A 23,000-nucleotide genomic window follows, 5' to 3' on the forward strand; every position below is an offset into this window, starting at 1 on the left:
CGCCTCCTACTCGATTCTGCGTGTCACAGAATTGTCGACCATGGCCATCTAAGCTTTTCTGTAAAGGTTGTGCCGTGGCCGGGGCGCTTCGCAGCTCCAAGGCCGCACTGCCGCGACATATGCGAAATTCAATGTGCTTTCGTACCCATGACAACCGTCGCACTGTTGGCTTCGTGCGTTGTCCCAGCTTTATCGCGCAAACGATTGTTCTAGCCAAAAATTTAAGCGATCTGACAGCTTTAGCAGTGTATGATTGCGCCCGTCAGCCCCGCCGGGGCTTGTGGAAAACCACCATGGACTTACCCAGTAGTTACTCGCTAACACGATTCATACCGAAAGATCTGACCGATTGATTCTCCCGGCGTGCTCCGCTGCTGGGAGTGGAGTTCGCCTATGACCGAAGTAGAAGTAAAAAAAGCACAGGACAGCCTGCAGGATCGCTTGGCCCAGGTGATCGAGTTGCTGCAGCGCCAGCGTGTGGTCGAAGACCTGACCCACCGCCAGGAAGGTGCGCACAACGACCTGGTCGAGAACCTGGTCCACCGCCAGAACCTCGTCGAGTTGCAGCGCAAGCTCGATGACCTTCACCCCGCCGACGTCGCCTACATCCTCGAAGCCTTGCCGCTGGAAGACCGCCTGACGGTCTGGCAGCTGGTGCGCTCGGATCGCGACGGCGACATCCTGCTCGAAGTCTCCGACTCCGTACGTCAGTCGCTGATTGCCGACATGGACGACCACGAGCTGCTGGCGGCGGCCAAGGAAATGGACGCCGACGAACTGGCTGACCTGGCGCCTGAGTTGCCGCGTGACGTTGTCCACGAGCTGATGGAAACGCTGGATGCCCAGCAACGCGAGCGGGTGCGTTCCGCGCTGAGCTACGACGAGGAGCAGGTCGGTGCGCTGATGGACTTCGAGATGGTCACCATCCGCGAAGACGTCAGCCTGGAAGTGGTGCTGCGCTACCTGCGCCGCCTCAAAGAACTGCCCAACCATACCGACAAACTGTTCGTGGTCGATTACGACGGCATCCTCAAAGGGGTGTTGCCGATCAAGCGCCTGTTGGTCAACGACCCGGAGAAGAAAGTCGCGGATGTCATGGCGACCGACCCCGTGTCTTTCCAGCCCGAGGAAGATGCCTACGATGCCGCGCAGGCCTTTGAGCGTTACGACCTGGTATCGGCGCCGGTGGTCGACAAGAGCGAGCGCCTGATCGGCCGTTTGACCATCGACGAAATGGTCGACCTGATTCGTGAGGAAAGCGAGAGCGAAGTCCTCAACATGGCCGGTCTGCGCGAAGAAGAGGACATCTTCGCCTCGGTCTGGCGTTCGTTCCGCAACCGCTGGGCCTGGCTGGCGATCAACCTGATCACCGCGTTTCTGGCTTCTCGGGTGATCGGCGTGTTCGAGGGTTCGATTGAAAAACTGGTGGCCTTGGCCGCGTTGATGCCGATCGTTGCTGGTATTGGTGGCAACTCCGGTAACCAGACCATCACCATGATCGTCCGTGCCATGGCGCTGGATCAGGTGTCGCCGGGCAATACCAGTCGTTTGATGCGTAAAGAGCTGGCGGTATCGCTGATCAACGGCCTGGTGTGGGGCGGGGTGATCGGTGCGGTGGCTTTCTGGCTGTATGGCAGCTGGTCATTGGGGGTGGTGATGACCGCAGCGATGACCCTCAACCTGTTGCTGGCCGCGCTGATGGGGGTGCTTATCCCGATGACCCTGGCGCGACTGGGGCGGGACCCGGCGATGGGGGCGAGTGTGATGATCACGGCTGTGACCGACAGTGGCGGGTTCTTCATCTTCCTGGGGCTGGCGACGCTATTCTTGCTGTAACCCCTTTCTTGCCTTACGCGATCCCTGTAGGAGCGGCCTCGTGTCGCGAAAGGGCCGCAGCGCGGCCCCGGCAATGTCGGCTGTAACGCCAGAACCCGGGGCCGCTGCGCGCCCCATCGCGACACAAGGCCGCTCCTACAGGGGGGCGAATTCCCTGTGGTGACCCACAAAAAAGCCAGCTGACGCTGGCTTTTTTGTATCCGCTGGCAACCTTCAGGAAGCGTCGGCTGCCATCTCTGCATCGTGCGCGATCAGCGCAACCAAGGCGTTTTGCTGGCGGTGGGAGAGCTGACGGAAACGTTGCAGCAACTCGCGTTCATGCAGGGACAGCTCCGGGCTGTCCAGGCGCATGCTCAGCTCGTCACCCAACGCGCCTTCCTGGATAAGGCTTTGCTCCAGGCGTGCGATGATTTCGGAGTTCATGCTGCGGTGATGGTTGCGCGCTACCTCGGCAATGCGCTCACGCATTCCGTCTGGCAGGCGGACGACGAACTTGTCAGCGGTGCGGCTCGAATAAATAGCCTGTTTCATTGGGCGCATATAAATTGACCGGATTTTGGTTCAGGGGAAGCGGTTCTCAAATTGGCCGCACGGGGGTGAAAATACGACCGTCGTGGCGACAAAATGTTCAACCGTCAGTGAAAATTGGATGCTCATCTTGCCTCAAGGTCGCCGTTTCCTTGGCGTCAATTCTGTGACAAATAGTGGGCCGGGTAAAGGCTTTGTGCCAGTACCAATTATCAGAAATGAGTACTGGTTTGAAAAGTTTTACATGCTCCGGCTCGCCTGACCGTCAGCCTTTTGCCGTCAAAAACTGGTAAAAAACAGCAAAAGACCAGGAAAACCCCTAGAATGCGCCGGGTTCCCTCCATAGAGCATAGTGGCTATGCAACATGACGCAAGCGACCGCCGATCAGGGGCAGGGCGGCTGATATTTTTGATGGGCCCGTCAGGGTCCGGGAAGGATTCCATCCTGGAAGCTTCCCGTGAGCAACTGGCTGCCGCCGGCGTGGAAATCGCCCGCAGGGTCATTACCCGCTCGGCAGAAGCGCGGGGCGAAGCGGCCCATGGCGTAACCCCGCAGCAATTTGCGGCCCTGCTCGCGCAGGGCGCGTTCGCCATGCATTGGCAGGCCAATGGCCTGGAGTATGGCATTGCAGTGCAGGTGGACCACTGGCTGCAGGCGGGCAGGCCGGTGCTGGTCAATGGCTCGCGCGCCTATTTGGCCGAAGCCCGTGCGCGTTACCCGGACCTGTTGGCGGTGCTGGTCGAAGTCAGCCCCGAAGTGCTGCGCGAGCGCTTGTTGGCCCGCGGGCGGGAAACGGCGGCGCAAGTCGAGCAGCGCCTGGCCCGTAATGCACGTTTACAGCACACCAGCGACCCCACCGTGCATGTGCTGGACAATTCCAACCGCCTGGAAACAGCCGTCGCCGGCCTGTTCACACTGCTGCGCGAAACGGGCGTGCTGCCCGGGGCGACGTAGTGCCAGAAAAGGATTACGCGAAAAAGCCCGGTACAGGCATGACAAACGCTGGCATGCTGGTTAACATGCTCGCCGTCCCGCTGTGCAGCGCTCGCTGCCGGTGTTTGCGTCTCAGTAGCTCAATTGGATAGAGCATCCCCCTCCTAAGGGGAAGGTTGCAGGTTCAATTCCTGCCTGGGACGCCATTTCCCCCTCTGTTTGCCTACCTCTCCAAAGCCCTGAGGCTTGCCGCCGATCAGGCCGTCATGGCCGGTAAAAATATACGCCGTTGGATCTCTTCCGGTCTCCCAGCGCCAGGCTTATGCTTGCCACTGACAGACATGATCTTGCCGCCTGCGGCAAACACATAATGTCGGCAGCCCCTTGATGGGCACGCAGTTGCTGGGCATCAGGGAGAGCGCATGAATCAGGAAACCAGGCCGGCGCCCGCCGGCTTCAGTGAGCAGCAGTTGCACACCTTGTTCGAGTTGGTCAGCGATGGCATCTGGGACTGGAACGCCAACACCGGCTACGTTTATCGCAACCCCGGTTGGTACGCCATGCTGGGCTATGCCAACCATTCCAAGGCCAACTCGGTATTCACCTGGGAAAGTGTGATCCATCCCGAAGACTACCCCCGGGTGATGGCGCATTTCGAGGCCTACATCGAGCAGCGCACCGAGCGTTACCTTATCGAGTACCGTTGCCGCTGCCAGGATGGCAGTTACCTGTGGATCGAGGACACTGGCTATATCATCGACCGCAACGCCGATGGCTCGGTGGCACGCATGCTCGGTGCGCACCGCAACATTGACGCTGGCAAGCGCCTGGTTGCGCAACTGCAACAGAAAAACCAATCACTGGAGAGCCTGGTTGCCGAACGCACCCGCGAACTGTCCTGGGTCAACCAGCAGTTGCAGCGCCAGCTGGATGAAAACCGCGAGCTGGCCGAACGCGATGCCCTGACCCGCGTCGCCAGTCGCTACCGGCTGGAAAAGGAGCTGCAACTGGAGTGTCAGCGCGCTCAGCGCTTTCGCCAGCCGTTGTCACTGATTGCCATGGACATGGATGATTTCAAGCCGATCAATGACCGCTATGGCCACGCGCAGGGTGACAGGGCATTGGTGCAGGTGGCGGAAAACCTGCGCAGCTGCCTGCGTGATTTTGACCTGTTGGCGCGTTGGGGGGGTGACGAGTTCATCATCGTGCTGCCGCAGACCGCCCTGAGCGAGGCGTTGGATGTGGCAACACGCTTGCGCCAGGCCGTACAGCAGCTGGAGCCGGTAGGCGACTGCCGGTTGACCATGAGCTACGGCGTGGTGCAGCGGCGCGGCGGTGAGGACCAGGTTGAGCTGCTGGCGCGGGCGGACCAGGCGCTGTACCGGGCCAAGGGCAATGGCAAGAACGTCATAGCCGAGTAGCCTGTGCCGGCCCCGTGAGTAAAAAAAGACCCGCGGCGCCTCACGGCGCAGCGGGCCAAATCGGCCTTGGCCGCTTCAGTGTCAGATATGCAGGGCGTGCCCCAAGGCGCGCAGTGCCGCTTCCTGTACCGCCTCACCCAGTGTCGGGTGGGCATGGATGGTACCGGCCACATCCTCCAGGCATGCGCCCATCTCCAGCGACTGGGCAAACGCCGTGGACAGCTCGGAAACGGCCACGCCAACCGCCTGCCAACCCACGATCAGATGGTTGTCACGGCGCGCCACCACGCGCACGAAACCGCTTTTCGACTCCAGGCTCATGGCCCGGCCATTGGCAGCAAACGGGAACTGCGCGACGATGCAGTCCAGGCCCTGCTGGCTGGCCTGCTCCGGGGTCTTGCCGACTACCACCACTTCCGGGTCGGTGAAGCACACGGCGGCAATGGCTGCCGGCTCGAAACGGCGGGTTTTGCCGGCGATGATCTCGGCCACCATCTCGCCTTGGGCCATGGCCCGGTGCGCCAGCATCGGCTCGCCAGCCACGTCGCCGATGGCCCAGACATTGTGCATGCTGGTCTGGCAGCGCTCGTCGATGGCGATGCCGGCGCCGTTCATTTTCAGGTCCAGGCATTCCAGGTTGAAGCCGCGGGTGCGTGGTCGGCGGCCGACCGCCACCAGTACCTGGTCAGCCTCCAGGCGCAACTGCCCACCCTGGCCATCATTGGCCAGCAGGCAGCCATCTCGGTAACCCTCGACGGTATGGCCCAGGTGCAGGGCGATGCCCAGCTTTTTCAGCGACTCGGCCACCGGTGCCGTCAGTTCAGTGTCGTAAGTCGGCAGAATGCGCTCGCGCGCTTCCACCACGCTGACCCGCGCGCCCAGTTTGCGATAGGCGATACCCAGCTCCAGGCCGATGTAACCACCGCCCACCACCACCAGGTGTTGGGGCAGGGCTTTGGGTGCCAGCGCTTCGGTGGAGGAAATGACCGCGCCACCCAGCGGCAGCATCGGCAGTTCAACGCTGCTGGAGCCGGTGGCCAGTAGCAGGTGTTCGCACTGGATACGTTGGCCATCGACCTCGACCTGCTTGCCGTCGAGCAGCTTGGCCCAGCCATGCACAACCTTGACTCCGTGTTTTTTCAGCAAGGCGGCGACCCCGGTTGTCAGGCGGTCGACGATCCCGTCCTTCCAGGCCACGCTCTGGCCGATGTCCAGGCGCGGCGAAGCCACGCTGATGCCCAGCGGTGAGGCTTCGGTGTAGCGGGTTGCCTGGTGGAACTGCTCGGCCACGTGGATCAGTGCCTTGGACGGGATGCAGCCGATGTTCAGGCAAGTGCCGCCCAGCGCCTGGCCCTCGACCAGCACCGTGGGTATGCCCAGTTGCCCGGCGCGGATGGCCGCGACATAACCGCCAGGGCCGCCGCCGATGATCAGCAAGGTGGTTTGTAGGGTTTGTTGCATGATCACTCCACGAACAGACAGGCAGGTTGTTCGAGCAGGCCACGCACGGCCTGGATGAACAGGGCGGCGTCCATGCCATCGACCACCCGGTGGTCGAACGAGCTGGACAGGTTCATCATCTTGCGCACGACGATCTGGCCGTCGATCACCACCGGCCGCTCGACCATGCGGTTGACGCCGACGATCGCCACCTCCGGCGTGTTCACCACGGGCGTGCTGACGATACCGCCCAGCGCTCCGAGGCTGGTCAGGGTGATGGTCGAACCGGACAGTTCTTCGCGGTTGGCCTTGTTGTTGCGCGCGGCATGGGCCAGGCGCGTGATCTCGCTGGCGTTGGCCCACAGGCTGCCTGCTTCGGCGTGGCGCAGCACCGGCACCATCAGCCCGTTGTCCCCTTGCGTGGCGATGCCGACATGCACCGCACCATGGCGGGTGATGACCTGCGCTTCGTCGTCGTAGGTCGCGTTGATCTGCGGGAAATCACGCAGCGCCACCACCAGCGCACGCACCAGGAACGGCAGCAGGGTGAGTTTGCCGCGGCTGTCGCCGTGCTTGCTGTTGAGCTGCTGGCGCAGGGCTTCGAGGGCCGTGACGTCGATTTCTTCCACGTAGCTGAAGTGCGCGACCCGGCGCTTGGCGTCCTGCATGCGCTGGGCAATCTTGCGGCGCAGGCCGATCACCGGCACCTGCTGGCTGTCGCTGCGCTTGGCATAGCCATTCGGCGCCTGCCCAGTGCTGCTTTGCGGCTTGCTCATGAAGGCGTCGAGGTCTTCGTGCAGAATGCGCCCGGCCGGGCCGCTGCCATGCACGTAGCGCAGTTCGATACCCGCATCCAGGGCGCGCTTGCGCACGGCGGGCGAAGCCAGCGGCTTGTCGCCCGGCTGACGCGGCACGATGGGCGCGGTTTCATGGTTGGCCGGTGCCTGGCAGGCGACCGGTTTCACGGGTTCCTGCGGCGCTGCCGGCGCAGCTGCCGTTTCCACCTGTTTGGCCTGCGGCACATCCACATGGTTACCGCTGCCTTCCACCTCGATGCGGATCAGCTCGCTGCCGACCGCCATCACTTCCCCGGGTTGGCCGCCCAAGGCCAATACTTTGCCACTGACCGGCGAAGGGATTTCCACAGTTGCCTTGTCGGTCATGACATCGGCCACCACCTGGTCTTCGGCGATGGTGTCGCCGACCTTGACGAACCATTCCACCAACTCGACCTGCGCGATGCCTTCGCCAATGTCCGGCATCTTGATGACGTGCGTGCCCATTCAGACCTCCATGACCTTTTTCAGTGCCGCACCTACCCGCGAAGGCCCAGGGAAGTAAGCCCATTCCTGTGCGTGAGGGTAGGGGGTGTCCCAGCCGGTGACGCGCTCGATTGGCGCCTCCAGGTGGTGGAAGCAGTGCTCCTGCACCAGCGAAACCAGTTCGGCACCGAAGCCGCAGGTGCGGGTGGCCTCGTGCACTACCACGCAGCGGCCGGTTTTTTTCACCGACGCCACAATCGCCTCGAGGTCCAGCGGCCAGAGGCTGCGCAGGTCGATCACTTCGGCATCGACGCCGCTCTCTTCGGCTGCCACCTGGGCGACGTACACGGTGGTGCCGTACGTCAACACGGTCACGTCATTGCCTGGCCGGGCAATGGCGGCCTTGTCCAGCGGTACGCTGTAGTAGCCGTCGGGCACGGCACTGTGCGGGTGTTTCGACCAGGGTGTCACGGGGCGGTCGTGGTGGCCGTCGAACGGGCCGTTGTACAGGCGCTTGGGCTCCAGGAAAATCACCGGGTCGTCGCATTCGATCGAGGCGATCAGCAGGCCCTTGGCGTCGTACGGGTTCGATGGCATGACCGTACGCAGGCCGCACACCTGGGTGAACATGGCTTCCGGGCTCTGGCTGTGGGTCTGGCCACCGTAAATGCCGCCGCCGCAGGGCATGCGCAGGGTCAGCGGGGCGATGAATTCACCGGCCGAGCGGTAACGCAGGCGGGCCATTTCGGAAACGATCTGGTCGGAGGCAGGGTAGAAGTAGTCGGCAAACTGGATTTCCACCACCGGGCGCAAACCGTAGGCGCCCATGCCAACCGCGGTGCCGACGATACCGCTCTCGGAGATCGGCGCGTCGAATACGCGCGACTTGCCGTACTTGGCCTGCAGGCCCTCGGTGCAGCGGAACACACCGCCAAAGTAGCCGACGTCCTGGCCGTACACCACTACATTGTCGTCGCGTTCAAGCATGACATCCATGGCCGAGCGCAGGGCCTGGATCATGGTCATGGTGGTGGTGGCCATGGCGGTTTCCGGGTTGATGCTGTTGTTGTGGTCGTTCATGTCAAACCCCCAGTTCCTGGCGTTGGCGGCGCAGGTGGTCGGGCATTTCCTTGTACACGTCCTCGAACATCGAGGCAGCGCTCGGGATGTGACCGTTGGCCAGGGTGCCGTATTGCTCGGCCTCTTTCTGCGCGGCGATCACCGCCGCTTCGAATTCGGCGGTGGTGGCCTGGTGTTCTTCTTCGGACCAGTGGCCGATCTTGATCAGGTGCTGCTTGAGCCGGGCGATCGGGTCACCCAGCGGGAAGTGGCTCCAGTCATCGGCGGGGCGGTACTTGGACGGGTCGTCAGAGGTCGAGTGCGGGCCGGCGCGGTAGGTGACCCACTCGATCAGGCTGGGGCCCATGCCACGGCGCGCGCGTTCGGCGGCCCAGCGCGAGGCGGCATACACCGCGACGAAGTCGTTGCCATCGACCCTCAGCGAGGCGATGCCGCAGCCCACGCCACGGCCGGCGAAGGTGGTCGATTCGCCACCGGCAATGGCCTGGAAGGTCGAGATGGCCCACTGGTTGTTGACCACGTTGAGAATGACCGGCGCCCGGTACACGTGAGCGAAGGTCAGGGCGGTGTGGAAGTCCGACTCGGCGGTGGCGCCGTCGCCGATCCATGCCGAGGCGATCTTGGTATCGCCCTTGATCGCCGAGGCCATCGCCCAGCCGACGGCTTGCACGAACTGGGTGGCCAGGTTGCCGCTGATGGTGAAGAAGCCGGCCTCGCGTACCGAGTACATGATCGGCAGCTGGCGGCCCTTGAGCGGATCGCGCTCGTTGGACAGCAACTGGCAGATCATGTCCACCAGTGACACGTCGCGGGCCATCAGGATGCTTTGCTGGCGGTAGGTGGGGAAGCACATGTCGGTGCGGTTCAATGCCAGTGCCTGGCCGCTGCCGATGGCTTCCTCGCCCAGGCTCTGCATGTAGAAAGACATCTTCTTCTGGCGCTGGGCAACCACCATGCGGCTGTCGAACACCCGGGTCTTGAGCATGGCGCGCATGCCCTGGCGCAGGACCTGCGGGTCGATGTCTGCAGCCCACGGGCCCTGAGCGTTACCTTGCTCGTCAAGGACGCGGACCAGGCTGTAGGAAAGGTCGGCGGTGTCGGCAGCATCGACATCCACAGGGGGCTTGCGGGCTTGACCTGCGTCGTTCAGGCGCAGGTAGGAAAAATCGGTCTGGCAGCCTGGCCGGCCGGTGGGCTCGGGCACATGCAAACGCAGGGGGGCGTACTCGTTCATGCTTTTTACGCTCGCTCGGGTATTTGTTTTTGTGAGCTTTGAAGCGGCCGCCGCTGAGTGCCGGCTTGTGACTGGCAGGTCAGCGTCACCTACATCTTAGTGGCCCGGCAGGAGAATTTTTCTCTCAAGTTGATTGCCTTTGCCGTGCGCGGCAGATAAACATTCCGCATAACCAAAAAAAACCGGTGATTTTGTCTCATGCGCAAACTCGATCGTACCGATATCGGCATTCTCAACAGCCTGCAGGAGAACGCCCGCATCACCAACGCCGAGCTGGCACGCTCGGTGAACCTGTCGCCCACGCCCTGTTTCAATCGGGTGCGGGCCATGGAAGAGCTTGGCGTGATCCGGCAGCAGGTGACGTTGTTGTCCCCCGAAGTGCTGGGGCTGGATGTGAACGTGTTCATTCATGTCAGCCTGGAGAAACAGGTGGAGCAGTCGCTGCATCGCTTCGAGGAAGAAATCGCCGAGCGGCCCGAGGTGATGGAGTGCTACCTGATGACCGGTGACCCGGACTACCTGCTGCGGGTACTGCTGCCCAGCATCCAGGCGCTGGAGCGGTTTCTCGATTACCTGACCCGGTTGCCGGGTGTGGCCAATATTCGCTCGAGTTTTGCCCTGAAGCAGGTGCGCTATAAAACCGCCCTGCCGCTGCCAGCCAATGGCATGACCTTGCGCGAGTGAGCCATGCAGCGCCGTTGGCGTGGGAACTGTTGAACTGCGAATTCATCGAAGGCTAGGTCGCCAGCAACCGTGCCAAGCAGCGCGTGCTGGCAGTACCAGCCTGATCGCGACACCACCTGCACCGGACACGCCGCCATGGCGGCAAATCGCTCAAAGGGGGCCTGCGCCGAGCGGGTTTTGCCCTTATGCTGCTAGCAGCCCGCCACCTGACCAGGGAGCTCCTCGGTACCTATGCGAAATGTATGGAAGCCGTTTCAGTCGTTGTATTTCGCCGCGCTGATGATGTTGATCGGCTCGGGTCTGCTCAGTACCTACCTCGCCTTGCGCCTGGCTGCCGACCACGTCGACAGCCTGTGGGTAGGTGCCTTGATGGCGGCCAACTACTTTGGCCTGGCAGTGGGCGGCAAGGTCGGCCACCGGCTGATCGGTCGGGTCGGGCACATACGCGCTTATGCCACCTGCGCCGGCATCGTTGGCGCGGCGGTGCTCGGCCATGGCCTGACCGACTGGCTGCCGGCGTGGGTCGGCCTGCGCATGATTGTTGGCCTGGGCATGATGTGCCAGTACATGGTCATCGAGAGTTGGCTCAACGAGCAGGCGGATGTGAAGCACCGCGGCGCGGTGTTCAGCGGGTACATGATTGCCTCGTACCTGGGCCTGGTGCTCGGCCAGCTGATTTTGGTGGTGCACCCGGCGCTAGGCCCGGAACTGCTGATGCTGGTGGCTATGTGCTTTGCCCTGTGCCTGGTGCCGGTGGCCATGACCCGGCGTATTCACCCGGCACCCTTGCGCCCGGCCCCGATGGAGCCGAAGTTCTTCATCAAGCGCGTGCCGCAGTCGCTCAGCACCGTGCTCGGCTCGGGGCTGATCGTGGGTTCGTTCTACGGCCTGGCGCCGTTGTATGCCTCCAGCCAGGGCATGAGCACGGAGCAGATCGGTCTGTTCATGGGTAGCTGCATCTTTGCCGGCCTGCTGGTGCAGTGGCCGCTGGGTTGGTTGTCCGACCGTTACGACCGGGCGGTACTGATCCGCAGCGTGGCGGTGGGCCTGGCGCTGGCGGCAGCGCCGTTGGCGGTACTGCCCAGCGTGCCGCTGGAGTTGCTGTTCGGCATCGGCTTCGTGATTTCGCTGTTGCAGTTCTGTCTGTATCCGCTGGCGGTGGCGTTTTCCAACGACCACGTGGAAAGTGAGCGGCGGGTGTCGTTGACCGCGATGCTGCTGGTGACTTACGGCGTTGGCGCCTGTATCGGGCCATTGGCGGCTGGCGTGCTGATGAAGGTGCTGGGCGCGCAGATGCTGTATGCCTTCTTCGTGTTCTTTGCGCTGGTGCTGGTGTGGCGCATCCGGCCGAAGGCGGTTACCGGCTTGCACCAGGTGCAGGACGCACCGCTTGGTCACGTGGCGATGCCGGCGGCCGGTTCGCCATTGTCGGCGGCCTTGGACCCGCGCGTGGATGAGCAGACCGTGCAGGATGTAATGCAGGCGCCGGTGGCGGCAGAGGATACCGAGGCGGAAGAGAAGGGGGCCGAGCAACAGGCGCCCGAGGCTGAAGACGCGAGCAAGTCAGTGTAAGCCTGTGCCGGCCTCTTCGCGGGCTCGCCCGCTCCCACAGGTTCTGCACAGCCTTCGAGGCTGGCGATGACCCTGTGGGAGCGGGCAAGCCCGCGAAGGGGTCAGCACTGGAGAAACACAAACGCAAACGCCACCTCGAACGGTGGCGTTTCGCTGACGCTGGGCTAGTTGTCCGAGCAACAGGCGCCCGAGGCTGAAGACGCGAGCAAGTCAGTGTAAGCCTGTGCCGGCCTCTTCGCGGGCTTGCCCGCTCCCACAGGTACTGCACAGCCCTCGAGGCTGGCGATGACCCTGTGGGAGCGGGCGAGCCCGCGAAGGGGCCAGCACTGGAGAAACACAAACGAGAACGCCACCTCGAACGGTGGCGTTTCTGCTTCAACCAGCCGACGGTCAGTAGTCGTCTTTGTCGAACCGCCGCGCCTCACGCTGCAGCTGGTACACGAAACTCTCGACCTTGCGCTGTGCCGGGCCGCTGAGGTTGTGGAAGCGTACGCCGGCAAAGGTGGTGTTGATGCGCTCTTCATAATGCAGGTGGCGCAGCTCGACCATGGTGTCGACCAGGCCCAGCGGGTTACCCGCCTTGAAGCGCTCATACACCTGGCCCAGTTGCAGGCGGCTTTCGACATCGCCCTCGAAGCGCAGTTTGCAGCCGGTGGCGGAGATGTCCAGCAGCTTGCCGCGCAGGGCACCGTTGCCTTTGAGGTGGGTCCCGTCAAGGATCACGTCGACCAGTTGCGACAGCTTCAGCGCGGCGCGGAAGGCATTGCGGCGCTGGTGGTAGGTCATCTCGACTGGCATGGGGCCGCTGTAGCAGCGGTGGCCGTTGACTTCGCTGATCTTCAGTGCGTGGTTGCATTCCCAGGCAATACGCACGCCGTCGTGGAAGCCTTCGACACGGAAGTGTTCACCGCTCTCGATGAACTTCTCGCCGTCACGGGGGATCATTTCATCCAGCGCCAGGGTATTGCTTTCACGGTCCACGTGCGTCACGTAGCTCTGGAAGCGGTGGCTGCGGTCATGGAAGGTGATGATCAGCGGGTCGTGGCTTTCTTGCAGTTGCCGCAAGTTGGCCGCAATCTCCAAAGGGGTGCTCAGCACCTTTGGCGGTTGCGGGGCATCTGATTCATTGAACACGGCTTATCGTTCTCCAGGCAAAAGCGACTCACGCAAGTAACGGCATTTTGCCAGTATGTTCCGTGCCTTGATAGAAAAATCAGACTTGGCTGAGGGCGCGTGGCTTGCTCAGCAGCGACGTGCCGCCACGGCTATTGTACAGCGACGGTGAATCACCGCCTTGAAGGATGCGGATCTGGTTATTGGTGACGTGTTGCTGCACCTGGATGATACGGCCATTGGTCTCATTGACTTGCTGGCAGGCTTGCATCAGCTGGCTAATGACGTCGAGTTGCTGCAGTAGCAATGCACCATTTGGCGATTGAGCGGCAACGGCCTCGACCCCTGCGCGATCGGCGCTAAGGCCTAGGCTGGTGAGCAGGTTGCCGCGACGGATCCCTTGCTGCTCGAGCAGCACGATCAAAGACTGCTTGCGCGCCAAGATGCTCTCCAGTGGCGACATGTCGCGACCATGCAAAGCAACGGCTTCTTTCTGCAGGAGCTCAAGCAGTTCCTGCAGCGGGGCAATGTCATCTTCGATCAGTTGCAGCAATGTGGTGTCGTGCATGGCTAACTCTTGGCTTTTCTAGCGTCCGTGAAGTCAGCGCGCCGCTCGGTCAGCGCTGGGCTTCGAAATCAAGCAGTTTGCTGGCGACCCGGCCGGCATCGACCTGGTAGCTGCCGTCGGCGATAGCCTGTTTCAACTGAGCCACACGGGCGCTGTTGACCACCGGTTCGTCGCGCAGCTTGTCGCTGATCTTCTGCAACTGCTGGGCCTCTTGGCTGAGGTGTACCGCTTCTCCGCTGGCGCCGGTGTCTTTCACCGCTTCCTGGCTGGCTGCCGGTTTTTCGGCGCTGCCGGTGGCGCTGTTACCGCGCACGCCGCCCGTGACGGACGGAGAGTTATTCAAACGACTGAAGTCGATGACCATGATCAGAAACCTCTGGGTATTTGGACGCTTGCCTTGTTTTCGGCCAACCCGATAGAAACTTTAGGCACAAATGCGTTGCCGCCTGTCAGCAAGCTCGCCACCCGTTTTCTGACACAGTTTAGGAAATGCGGTTCCGCACCGCCAGCGCCTTCTGGCGATTGGTCTACATGCTGACCTCGACCTGGCCAGGGCCGGTGACCCTGGCCTTGACCACCCGTTTCGAATTGAGGTTGCGTACCCTTATCTGCTCGCTGAGGCCGCCCTTGCTCAGGGCTTCGCCTGGCATGCGCACGCTCAGGCTGCCGGTGCGCGCCACGATGACCACCTGATCACCCTTGCGCACCACCTCGGCCTGCTCCAGGTGCTGCGGGGTGAGCACCTGGTCGATCACCGTGGGGCGCAGCATCTTCATGCCCACGGCTTGGTCCAGTTCGCTGAGGAAGCCCTGGCCCAGGGTGCCGACATCCCGTTCGCGCAGGGCCACGTCGCCTTCACCAACGACGTTGTCACGCTTGAGCGGGCGGGTTACCACCACCACGTCGCGGAACAGCCGCACCGTGGCGGGAACGAATACCGTCCACGGCGCGGCGCCGTTGCAGCGCACCCGCACGGTCACCCGGCCCAGTGGCTGCGCGGGGCTTTCCAGCGAGGCGTCCAGTTGCTGGCTGCACAACGGCATGCGCAGGCGCGGGTCCAGCGAGCTGACCTCGATTTCATAGCGGCCGGCGGTCTGGGTGCTGGCCAGATAATCTTCGACGGTAAATTCAAGAAACCCTTGGGTGACACCGATAAGCTGTTCAGGCAAGGTGAACGCGTCCGCTAGCGTGCGAACGCCGGGCATCAGCAGGCACAGCGTGGCCAGCGAGCCAGTCAGCAGGCGCGTCAATCGTCGGAAAAATGTCGTTTTCGTGTACATGACGCTCAAAAAAGCAAAGCCCGTGCCGACTCACTGTTCGAGTTGCAACGTAAGGCTGAAATGTTAAGGAGTCTGGCATGGCGGGTGTGATGGATTCGGTCAACCAGCGCACGCAGCTGGTGGGGCAGAATCGCCTGGAGTTGCTGCTGTTCCGCCTCAATGGCGAACAGCTTTACGGCATCAACGTATTCAAGGTCAGGGAAGTGCTGCAATGCCCTGCGCTGACCCTGCTGCCCAAGGCGCACCCGGTGGTGCGCGGGGTGGCCAACATTCGTGGGGCGACCATCCCGATCCTCGACTTGTCGATGGCGACCGGGCTGCGACCGCTGCAGGAAGACACGCGCAAGAGTTTCGTGATCATCACCGAGTACAACACCAAGACCCAGGGCTTTCTGGTGCATTCGGTCGAACGCATCGTCAACATGAACTGGGAAGAGATCCACCCACCACCCAAGGGCACCGGCCGGGACCACTACCTGACCGCCGTCACCCGGGTGGATAACCGCATGGTCGAGATCATCGACGTGGAGAAAGTGCTGGCCGAGGTGGCACCTTCTTCCGAATCGGTATCGGCCGGGGTGGTCGATGCCGAGGTGCAGGACAAGGCCGTGCTGCTGCGGGTGCTGACCGTCGACGATTCGTCGGTGGCACGCAAGCAGGTCAGCCGCTGCCTGCAGACCGTCGGGGTGGAAGTGGTGGCGCTCAATGACGGCCGCCAGGCCTTGAACTACCTGCGCCAGCTGGTGGAGGAGGGCAAGAAGCCGGAAGAGGAGTTTCTGATGATGATCTCCGACATTGAAATGCCGGAAATGGACGGCTATACGCTTACCGCGGAAATTCGCAGTGACCCGCGCATGCAAAAACTGCACATCTGCCTGCATACTTCGCTTTCCGGGGTGTTCAACCAGGCGATGGTCAAGAAGGTCGGCGCTGATGACTTCCTGGCCAAGTTCAAGCCGGACGACCTGGCCCAGCGGGTGGTCGACCGGATCAAGGCAGCGCATTGAAGCAGCCGGGGCTAGCCCTGGCACCAGTGATTGAAAAGAGGCGGCAGTAGTGTCTACGGGTAATTTGGATTTCGAACAGTTCCGGGTCTTCCTGGAGAAAGCCTGTGGCATCCTGCTGGGGGAAAATAAGCAGTACCTGGTTTCCAGCCGTCTCAACAAGCTGATGGAGCAACAGGGCATCAAGAGCCTGGGTGAGCTGGTGCAGCGCATCCAGACCCAGCCGCGCGGCGGCCTGCGCGAGCAGGTGGTCGATGCCATGACCACCAACGAGACCTTGTGGTTTCGCGACACCTATCCGTTCGAAGTGCTGAAGAACAAGGTCATTCCCGAGTTCATTCGCAACAACCCTGGGCAGCGGCTGCGCATGTGGTCCGCTGCCTGCTCGTCGGGCCAGGAGCCGTATTCCATCTCGATGGCCATTGACGAGTTCGAGCGCAGCAACCTCGGCCAGCTGAAGATGGGTGCGCAAATCGTGGCTACCGACCTCTCCGGTACCATGCTGACCAACTGCAAGACCGGTGAGTACGATAGCCTGGCGATTGCCCGCGGTTTGTCCCAGGAGCGCCTGCAGCGTTATTTCGACCCCAAGGGGCCTGGGCGCTGGGCGGTCAAGCCGGCGATCCGCAGCCGCGTCGAGTTTCGTGCCTTCAACCTGCTCGACAGCTATGCCAGCCTGGGCAAGTTCGACATCGTGTTCTGCCGCAACGTGTTGATCTACTTCTCGGCGCAGGTGAAGCGCGACATCCTGCTGCGTATTCACAGCACGCTGAAGCCGGGTGGCTACTTGTTCCTCGGTGCCTCGGAGGCGTTGAACGGGTTGCCGGACCATTACCAGATGGTGCAGTGCAGCCCGGGGATCATCTACCAGGCCAAGTAAGCAGAAGGCCGGCGGCGAAAGTTGCCGGCCTTTTTGTTTGCCTGTACCGCCTTCAGGCTTGCATGGCCCCTGTGGGAGCGGGCATGCCCGCGAAGAGGCCGGCTCAGGAAAACCCTGACGTCAAATTTTTGTTTTGCCGCTTTTGCCAACCGGTAATTGCCGCTTTCACTGCCAAAGGCGGAAGGCCTTTGCCGCTTTTCTGGCATCACCCTGACAGCATGCCGCGCGCATACCCCGTATTTTCGGGGGTCCGGGGGGTTGGCACAGCCCTTGCTATAGCTTGCTCAACAAAACTCCGGTCAACCTCTGAAGGTTTCCCCGATATGAGCATCAGTTTCGACAAGGCGCTTGGCATTCACGAAAAGGCACTGGGCTTCCGCGCCCAGCGCGCCGAAGTGTTGGCCAACAACATTGCCAATGCCGACACGCCCAACTACAAGGCGCGTGACATGGACTTCTCTTCGGTACTCGCCGCCGAAACCAGCAAGCAGCAAAGTGGCCGCTTTGCCATGGAGCGGACCAACAGCCGGCACATCGAAGCCGAAGGCCTGGCCGTCGCTGCTGACGACACGCTTAAATACCGCACGCCGCTGCAGCCTTCGATCGACCAGAACACCGTCGACGCGCAGATCGAGCAGTCGAACTACACCGAAAACGCCATTGGCTTCCAGGCCAGCTTCACCTTGCTCAACAGTAAATTCAAAGGGCTGGTTTCCGCCCTGCGGGGAGAATGACCATGTCCCTTTCCAGTGTCTTCAATATTGCCGGTAGCGGCATGAGCGCGCAGAACACGCGCCTGAACACCGTCGCTTCCAACATCGCCAACGCCGAGACGGTCTCGTCGAGCATCGACCAGACCTACCGCGCTCGCCATCCGGTGTTCGCCACGACCTTCCAGGATGCACAGGCTGGCGGCAGCCAGTCGCTGTTCGAGGACCAGGGTGAAGCCGGGCAGGGCGTGCAGGTAAAGGGCATCGTCGAAGACCAGAGCAACCTTGAAGCCCGCTACGAGCCGAACCACCCGGCGGCGAACAAGGACGGCTATGTCTACTACCCGAACGTCAACGTGGTCGAGGAGATGGCTGACATGATCTCGGCCAGCCGCGCGTTCCAGACCAACGCCGAGCTGATGAACACGGCCAAGAGCATGATGCAGAAAGTGCTGACCCTCGGGCAGTGATAAGGAATCCAGACCATGGCAATCGAGACTACCGGCGTCAACCTCAATGATGTGCTCACGGCGTCCGGTGTGGGTAGCAGTACGAAGAAAACCACGGATACCGCTTCCAAGACCGGCACTGATTCGTTGGGTAAGGATGCTTTCCTGCAGCTGCTTGTAACGCAGATGCAGCATCAGAACCCGCTGGACCCGCAGGACAACGGTGAATTCGTTGCTCAGTTGGCGCAGTTCAGCAGCTTGGAAGGTATTACCTCCCTGAATGAGTCGGTTAGCAGTATCACCAATGCCATGGCGTCGTCGCAGGCGCTGCAGGCTTCATCGTTGGTAGGCCGATCGGTGGTGGTGCAGAACGATAAAGCTGTGGTTGATACCACTGAAAGCTTCAATGCCCAGTTCGTTGTGCCTCAGGCTATCAGCGAAGCGAAGATCACCATCAAGGACAAGGACGGCAACACCGTCAAGACCATCGAGTTGGGTGAGCAGAAGGCGGGTTACGCTGACTTCATCTGGGATGGCACCAACAGCAGCGGGGAGAAAGTCGACCCGGGCACCTACACGTTCACTGCCACCACCACAGTAGATGGACAGTCGGTGCAGATGAACACCCTCTTGCCGGCCAAGGTGACCAGCGTCAGCTTCAGCGCAACGGGTGAAATGGTGCTCAACCTCGCCGGTGTCGGCAAGGTGTCTCTTTCCGACGTACAAACCATTGGTATCTAAGGCCCGTTAGCGCGGCACAAGGAGCGAATTCATGTCTTTCAATATCGGCCTTAGCGGTCTGTCTGCGGCGAACAAGCAGTTGGACGTCACTGGTAACAACATCGCCAACGTCAATACAACTGGCTTCAAGTCTTCGCGTGCCGAGTTCGCGGATGTCTACGCGGGTGCCAACCGCTTGGGTGTCGGCAAGAACCAAGTGGGCAACGGGGTGCGCCTGGCTGCCATTTCCCAACAGTTCACCCAGGGCGATGTAAACACCACAGGCAACGTGCTGGACATGGGAATTCAAGGGCAGGGCTTCTTCGTGTTGTCCGATAATGGCTCGCGTGTCTACACCCGTGCAGGTGCTTTCCAGGCCAGCAAGGACAACTTCGTGGTGACTTCCGACGGCTTGCGCCTGCAGGGCTATACCGCTGATGCGGCTGGCAATATTCAGAAGGGTGTACTGAAGGACTTGCAGATTGATACCTCGGCGCTGCAGCCAAAGGCGACCTCCCTGATCGATCAGGGTATCAACCTGAATTCTTCGGCCGCCGATATCCCTCTCGAGGTCGATGACGGCAACGGCGCGATGGTGCCTAACCTGCCGTTCGATCCTGCCAGCGCGTCGACGTATACCAAGTCGTTCCCGACCAAGGTGTATGACAGCCAGGGCAACGAGCACACCATGGAGCAGTTCTACCGCAAGACCGGCACCAATGAGTGGACCATGTACACCCTGGTCGATGGGCGCAACCCGTTCGACCCATCCTCCACTACACCGCTGACCGGCACCATCAGCTTCAACAGCGATGGCTCGGTCAAGAGCATGGCGGCTGATAACACCGGTCACCCGGCGGGCTCGTCGTTCACCGTCACCAATAACACCTTCACCATGACCGGTTGGGTGCCTGCGGTGGAGGATTCGGCAGGTAACTGGGCTTCCAACGGCGCGGTGGGTAATGCCGATGGCATGCGCCTGTCGATGAACAGCACCACCTCGTACAACACCGAGACCGCGCGCATGTCGCAGTCCCAGGATGGTTACGCGACCGGTATTCTGTCGAGCCTGAGCATCGACTCGACGGGCGTGCTGTTCGCCAGCTTCAGTAACCAGCAATCCCGTGCCATCGGCCAGGTGGCCCTGGCCAGCTTCGCCAACGAGCAGGGCCTGCAGCAGATTGGTGGTACCCGCTGGACCGAAACCTACACTTCCGGCATTCCTGGTATCGATGCGCCGAAGACCGGTACGCTGGGTAGCGTCGAGTCCAATGCATTGGAGGGCTCGAACGTCAACCTGACCCAGGAGTTGGTCGAGCTGATCAAGGCGCAGAGCAACTACCAGGCGAATGCCAAAACCATCTCTACCGAAAGCACCATCATGCAGACCATCATTCAGATGGCCTGATGGTCGCTGGCTGAGCGTGTGTGGACGAACCCCTTTGTCGTGAAGGGGTTTGTCGTCTTTGCAGGGGGGGTTATGAAAAGACTGGTTGTGGCAGTGATCGCCGCTTTCTGTCTGTGCCAGGCCCTGGCCGGTACCGCGCCCTGGTGGCGTTGGGAAAGCCAGGTGGATGGTCGGCTGGTGTGCTCGCAATGGTCGCCGGGGGATGGCTGGAAGAAGTTCGCCGGCCCCTACAACAATGGTGGTTGCCGCGAGCGTTGATGAAGCCTGTACCGGCTCTTCGCGGGCACGCCCGCTCCCACAGCAAGCGCAGACCTCAAGGCCAGCGCTCTACCTGTAGGAGCGGGCGCGCCCGCGAAGAGGTCGGTACAAGTTTGCCGCCATCGGCAACCCGGCGCCGGATAACCGGCGTCCGCTACTTGAACACGACCCCCGAAAAGCCCGTATTCATGGGCTTTTTCACGATTTCAGAAAGTTGGTTCGGAACTTGCTTCTTTGCCAGTAAAGCAGCGGCGTACGGCAAACGAGCGCCAGTGCAGCGGAGGATGACTGTGGACAAGATGCTTTACGTGGCCATGACCGGCGCCAGCCAGAACGCGCTGGCGCAGAAGGCCCACGCCAACAACCTGGCGAACATTTCCACCAACGGTTTTCAGCGTGACCTGGAGCAGGCGCGTTCGATGCCGGTGTTTGGCGACAGCTTTCCGGCGCGCGCCTTTGCCATGACCGAGCGTCCGGCCACCGACTTCAGCGAAGGGCCGATGGTCGAAACTGGTCGAGATCTGGACGTGACGGTAACCGGCAAAGGTTTCATCGCTGTACAAGCCCCGGACGGTAGCGAGGCCTATGTTCGTACAGGCAGCCTGAATATCGATGCTTTGGGGGTGCTGCGTGCCGGCAACGGCATGCCCGTGATCGGCAACGGCGGCCCGATTGCCATCCCGCCAGAACAGAAGGTGGAGGTGGGCGCCGATGGCACCATCAGCATTCGTTCCATGGGTGAAGACCCGCGAGTGATGGCCGAGGTCGACCGTATAAAGCTGGTCAACCCGGACACCAAGGGTCTTACCAAAGGCCTCGATGGCATGATCCATACCACCTCTGGCCAGCCAGCCGACGCCGACGTCAACGTGCGGGTGGTATCTGGTTTTCTCGAGGGCAGCAACGTCAACGCCGTCGAAGAGATGACCTCGGTCCTGGCGCTGTCGCGTCAATTTGAACTGCACGTGAAGATGATGAATGCGGCCAAGGAAGGCGACGAAGCCATGGCGCGTGTTTTGCAAATCGGCTAATCACTTTTGAACGGGTGCCGTAAAACAGGCGCACGAGGAGAACACTAATGCTTCCGGCTCTTTGGGTCGCTAAAACCGGCCTGTCCGCCCAGGACACTAACCTCACGGTCATCTCCAACAACCTGGCCAACGTCTCGACCACCGGTTTCAAGCGTGATCGTGCCGAATTCCAGGACCTGCTTTACCAGATCAAGCGCCAGCCTGGCGCACAGTCTACCCAGGACAGCGAACTGCCCTCGGGCCTGCAGGTCGGTACCGGCGTGCGCATTGTCGGTACGCAGAAAAACTTCCAGACGGGTAGCCTGCAAACGACCGAGAACCCGTTGGACATGGCGGTCAACGGCCGTGGTTTCTTCCAGGTGCTGCAGCCTGACGGCACCGTTTCGTACACACGTGACGGGACCTTCCACCTGAACTCTGACGGCCAGATCGTCACTGCCAACGGTTTTGCCCTGGAACCCGCCATCGTTGTGCCTAACGACGCGCAGACCTTTACCGTCGGCCAGGACGGCACCGTGTCTATCACGACCGCCGGCAACCCTGCAGCGCAGGTGATCGGCAACATCCAGACCGCCGATTTCATCAACCCGGCCGGCCTGCAGGCAATCGGCGACAACCTGTTCCTGGAAACCGCGGCCAGTGGCGCGCCGCAAGTCGGCACCCCGGGCCTGAACGGTTTCGGCACCACCCTGCAGCAGACCCTGGAAAACTCCAACGTCAGCACCGTAGAAGAGCTGGTGAACATGATCACCACTCAGCGCGCCTACGAGATGAACTCCAAGGTCATCTCCACCGCCGACCAGATGCTGTCGTTCGTTACTCAACAGCTCTGAGGCCGGCAGCTCTGAGCCTGGTAGTTTTTTGCACTCGTGAGGTAAGCGTCATGAATCGTCTGTTGTCCGTTTTCGCCCTGGGGGGGGCGGTGTTGCTGGCAGGTTGCGTCGCGCCGACGCCCAAGCCCAACGACCCGTACTACGCGCCGGTTCTGCCGCGCACCCCACTGCCGGCAGCGGCCAACAACGGTTCGATCTACCAGGCCGGTTTCGAGCAGAACCTGTACAGCGACCGTAAAGCGTTCCGGGTGGGTGACATCATTACCATTACCCTCAACGAGCGTACATCGGCTAGCAAGAACGCCGGCTCGCAGATCGCCAAGACCAGCAAGACCGATATTGGCCTGACCTCGCTGTTTGGAGGCTCGCCGAATACCAATAACCCATTCGGCGGGGGTGATCTGTCGCTGGAGGCCGGTTACAGCGGTGACCGCGCCACCAAAGGCGACAGCAAGGCGACCCAGGGCAATACCCTGACGGGTTCGATCACCGTTACCGTGGCCGAGGTGTTGCCCAACGGCATCATCGCCGTGCGCGGCGAGAAGTGGATGACCTTGAATACCGGCGAGGAGCTGGTGCGCATTGCCGGCATGGTCCGTGCCGACGACATCGCCACCGATAACACCGTACCGTCCACCCGTGTGGCCGACGCGCGCATTACCTACTCCGGTACCGGCTCGTTCGCCGATGCCAGCCAGCCTGGTTGGTTGGACCGCTTCTTCCTCAGCCCGCTTTGGCCTTTCTGAGTACGGATG

At 61.7% G+C, this 23,000-nt stretch carries 24 protein-coding genes and 1 tRNA gene; 16 read left to right on the plus strand and 9 right to left on the minus strand.

Features of this window, described 5'->3' with window-relative positions; all coding sequences use genetic code 11:
• Positions 1 to 393 precede the first annotated feature (393 nt).
• Positions 394 to 1,836, plus strand: a complete 1,443-nt coding sequence (gene mgtE / locus GYA94_RS02400) for a magnesium transporter (RefSeq protein ID WP_110678699.1) — start codon at positions 394 to 396, stop codon at positions 1,834 to 1,836.
• A gap of 213 nt (positions 1,837 to 2,049) precedes the next feature.
• On the opposite strand, the gene GYA94_RS02405 is transcribed toward mgtE, so the two are convergent.
• On the minus strand, positions 2,050 to 2,376 hold the full coding sequence (locus tag GYA94_RS02405; protein ID WP_009681471.1) for an Arc family DNA-binding protein: 327 nt from the start codon (positions 2,374 to 2,376) through the stop codon (positions 2,050 to 2,052).
• 346 nt (positions 2,377 to 2,722) lie between these two features.
• On the opposite strand from GYA94_RS02405, the gene phnN reads away from it, so the two are divergent.
• The 3 genes from phnN (at position 2,723) to GYA94_RS02420 (ending at position 4,719) form a co-directional block, all read left to right on the plus strand.
• Positions 2,723 to 3,319, plus strand: a complete 597-nt coding sequence (phnN, locus tag GYA94_RS02410) for a phosphonate metabolism protein/1,5-bisphosphokinase (PRPP-forming) PhnN (protein WP_110678701.1) — start codon at positions 2,723 to 2,725, stop codon at positions 3,317 to 3,319.
• 108 nt (positions 3,320 to 3,427) lie between these two features.
• A tRNA-Arg gene (locus GYA94_RS02415) sits at positions 3,428 to 3,504 on the plus strand.
• A gap of 216 nt (positions 3,505 to 3,720) precedes the next feature.
• The gene (locus tag GYA94_RS02420; protein WP_110678703.1) at positions 3,721 to 4,719 is read left to right on the plus strand and encodes a sensor domain-containing diguanylate cyclase; all 999 of its coding nucleotides are present in this window, start codon (positions 3,721 to 3,723) and stop codon (positions 4,717 to 4,719) included.
• 81 nt (positions 4,720 to 4,800) lie between these two features.
• Here GYA94_RS02420 and lpdA read toward each other — a convergent pair whose 3' ends face one another.
• The 4 genes from lpdA to GYA94_RS02440 are packed head-to-tail and all read right to left on the minus strand — an operon-like array spanning position 4,801 to position 9,735.
• Positions 4,801 to 6,180 carry a dihydrolipoyl dehydrogenase gene (gene lpdA / locus GYA94_RS02425; RefSeq protein ID WP_161891725.1) on the minus strand — a complete coding sequence of 460 codons (1,380 nt, stop codon included), beginning with the start codon at positions 6,178 to 6,180 and terminating at the stop codon, positions 4,801 to 4,803.
• 2 nt (positions 6,181 to 6,182) lie between these two features.
• Positions 6,183 to 7,442, minus strand: coding sequence for a dihydrolipoamide acetyltransferase family protein (locus GYA94_RS02430; protein WP_161891726.1), 1,260 nt, complete (start codon positions 7,440 to 7,442; stop codon positions 6,183 to 6,185).
• Complete coding sequence (locus GYA94_RS02435) at positions 7,443 to 8,501, minus strand: alpha-ketoacid dehydrogenase subunit beta (RefSeq protein WP_110678709.1); 1,059 nt, start codon at positions 8,499 to 8,501, stop codon at positions 7,443 to 7,445. It lies immediately after the preceding gene.
• Position 8,502: 1 nt separating this feature from the next.
• Positions 8,503 to 9,735 (minus strand): 3-methyl-2-oxobutanoate dehydrogenase (2-methylpropanoyl-transferring) subunit alpha, encoded by a 1,233-nt coding sequence (locus GYA94_RS02440; protein ID WP_029887003.1) that lies wholly within the window; start codon positions 9,733 to 9,735, stop codon positions 8,503 to 8,505.
• A gap of 198 nt (positions 9,736 to 9,933) precedes the next feature.
• Between GYA94_RS02440 and bkdR the strand changes: the two genes are divergently transcribed.
• Entirely contained in the window at positions 9,934 to 10,419 is a 486-nt protein-coding gene (gene bkdR, locus GYA94_RS02445; protein ID WP_003254485.1) for a Bkd operon transcriptional regulator BkdR, read from the plus strand.
• Positions 10,420 to 10,650: 231 nt separating this feature from the next.
• Positions 10,651 to 11,991, plus strand: a complete 1,341-nt coding sequence (locus GYA94_RS02450) for an MFS transporter (RefSeq protein ID WP_054904782.1) — start codon at positions 10,651 to 10,653, stop codon at positions 11,989 to 11,991.
• A gap of 390 nt (positions 11,992 to 12,381) precedes the next feature.
• Here GYA94_RS02450 and GYA94_RS02455 read toward each other — a convergent pair whose 3' ends face one another.
• The 4 genes from GYA94_RS02455 to flgA form a co-directional block, all read right to left on the minus strand.
• On the minus strand, positions 12,382 to 13,125 hold the full coding sequence (locus tag GYA94_RS02455) for a flagellar brake protein (RefSeq protein WP_110678711.1): 744 nt from the start codon (positions 13,123 to 13,125) through the stop codon (positions 12,382 to 12,384).
• 79 nt (positions 13,126 to 13,204) lie between these two features.
• Positions 13,205 to 13,672, minus strand: coding sequence for a flagella synthesis protein FlgN (locus GYA94_RS02460; protein WP_054913401.1), 468 nt, complete (start codon positions 13,670 to 13,672; stop codon positions 13,205 to 13,207).
• Between the two features lie 49 nt (positions 13,673 to 13,721).
• Positions 13,722 to 14,036 (minus strand): flagellar biosynthesis anti-sigma factor FlgM, encoded by a 315-nt coding sequence (gene flgM / locus GYA94_RS02465; RefSeq protein WP_009684251.1) that lies wholly within the window; start codon positions 14,034 to 14,036, stop codon positions 13,722 to 13,724.
• Positions 14,037 to 14,199: 163 nt separating this feature from the next.
• Entirely contained in the window at positions 14,200 to 14,952 is a 753-nt protein-coding gene (gene flgA / locus GYA94_RS02470; protein ID WP_054913400.1) for a flagellar basal body P-ring formation chaperone FlgA, read from the minus strand.
• A 77-nt stretch (positions 14,953 to 15,029) separates the two neighbouring features.
• On the opposite strand from flgA, the gene GYA94_RS02475 reads away from it, so the two are divergent.
• From GYA94_RS02475 to flgH, 10 genes are all read left to right on the plus strand, one after another.
• Positions 15,030 to 15,959 (plus strand): chemotaxis protein CheV, encoded by a 930-nt coding sequence (locus GYA94_RS02475; RefSeq protein WP_009684249.1) that lies wholly within the window; start codon positions 15,030 to 15,032, stop codon positions 15,957 to 15,959.
• Positions 15,960 to 16,008: 49 nt separating this feature from the next.
• On the plus strand, positions 16,009 to 16,836 hold the full coding sequence (cheR, locus tag GYA94_RS02480; RefSeq protein WP_009684248.1) for a protein-glutamate O-methyltransferase CheR: 828 nt from the start codon (positions 16,009 to 16,011) through the stop codon (positions 16,834 to 16,836).
• Between the two features lie 323 nt (positions 16,837 to 17,159).
• Complete coding sequence (flgB, locus tag GYA94_RS02485) at positions 17,160 to 17,570, plus strand: flagellar basal body rod protein FlgB (protein WP_009684247.1); 411 nt, start codon at positions 17,160 to 17,162, stop codon at positions 17,568 to 17,570.
• Positions 17,571 to 17,572: 2 nt separating this feature from the next.
• Complete coding sequence (gene flgC / locus GYA94_RS02490; RefSeq protein WP_025340101.1) at positions 17,573 to 18,016, plus strand: flagellar basal body rod protein FlgC; 444 nt, start codon at positions 17,573 to 17,575, stop codon at positions 18,014 to 18,016.
• A gap of 15 nt (positions 18,017 to 18,031) precedes the next feature.
• On the plus strand, positions 18,032 to 18,736 hold the full coding sequence (gene flgD / locus GYA94_RS02495; RefSeq protein ID WP_054913399.1) for a flagellar hook assembly protein FlgD: 705 nt from the start codon (positions 18,032 to 18,034) through the stop codon (positions 18,734 to 18,736).
• Between the two features lie 31 nt (positions 18,737 to 18,767).
• Entirely contained in the window at positions 18,768 to 20,123 is a 1,356-nt protein-coding gene (gene flgE, locus GYA94_RS02500) for a flagellar hook protein FlgE (protein ID WP_161891727.1), read from the plus strand.
• Positions 20,124 to 20,195: 72 nt separating this feature from the next.
• A complete protein-coding gene (locus GYA94_RS02505; protein ID WP_161891728.1) occupies positions 20,196 to 20,381 on the plus strand; it encodes a hypothetical protein in 186 nt (61 codons plus the stop codon).
• A gap of 290 nt (positions 20,382 to 20,671) precedes the next feature.
• Positions 20,672 to 21,412 (plus strand): flagellar basal body rod protein FlgF, encoded by a 741-nt coding sequence (locus GYA94_RS02510; protein ID WP_054913402.1) that lies wholly within the window; start codon positions 20,672 to 20,674, stop codon positions 21,410 to 21,412.
• Positions 21,413 to 21,459: 47 nt separating this feature from the next.
• A complete protein-coding gene (gene flgG / locus GYA94_RS02515) occupies positions 21,460 to 22,245 on the plus strand; it encodes a flagellar basal-body rod protein FlgG (RefSeq protein ID WP_015271239.1) in 786 nt (261 codons plus the stop codon).
• Positions 22,246 to 22,295: 50 nt separating this feature from the next.
• A complete protein-coding gene (flgH, locus tag GYA94_RS02520; RefSeq protein ID WP_054913397.1) occupies positions 22,296 to 22,991 on the plus strand; it encodes a flagellar basal body L-ring protein FlgH in 696 nt (231 codons plus the stop codon).
• Positions 22,992 to 23,000 lie beyond the last annotated feature (9 nt).

It is taken from the genome of Pseudomonas juntendi (genome assembly GCF_009932375.1).
In the GTDB taxonomy this organism is placed as follows: domain Bacteria; phylum Pseudomonadota; class Gammaproteobacteria; order Pseudomonadales; family Pseudomonadaceae; genus Aquipseudomonas; species Aquipseudomonas juntendi.